Annotated in this window: 1 protein-coding gene; it reads right to left on the bottom strand. The window is 52.3% G+C overall.

The features are described 5' to 3' along the window. Positions 1-196: 196 nt before the first annotated feature. Positions 197-419 (bottom strand): hypothetical protein (locus ACQRCA_RS08485; protein ID WP_427719899.1); only part of this gene is annotated, 223 nt, incomplete at its 5' end.

Raw genomic sequence — 419 nt, 5'->3', positions numbered from 1 at the left:
AAAGAAATTATGCGTCACCGTCACCGTGGACCCTAAGCGAGTCGGAGCCAAAAAAGTCCCTGTTATTGCGTGCGGCGGCCCTTTGTTTTAACTAGGGGTTTATGGGCACGGAGGCGTTTGCTTCTGTCTGGGCTGCTTACTAGCTGTTTTCTGACGCAGGTGATAGTGGGGTATTCCAGGCTGCAGCATGGCAACATCAAGATTGCCATGAAGCAACTTGGGCAGAGTCCGAAAACATGTAGTAGGCCGACAAGAACCAGTCGGCGTAGATTCCCATCCTGTACGGTAAAGGCGCTTCCATTGGATCGCTCTGCTCACCAGGCAGGCCATGGTAGCAGTCAGTTGCGTTCATACGGAGATAGCCGTCCGTTTGTTCGTCGATGTGCACCTTTTTGTACGAGAATTCCAGCAGGTAGGAG

The sequence above is a fragment of the Collinsella sp. SGI.095 genome (assembly GCF_050314535.1).
Classification (GTDB): Bacteria; Actinomycetota; Coriobacteriia; order Coriobacteriales; family Coriobacteriaceae; genus Collinsella.
This window is presented reverse-complemented; position numbering and strand designations above follow the sequence as displayed.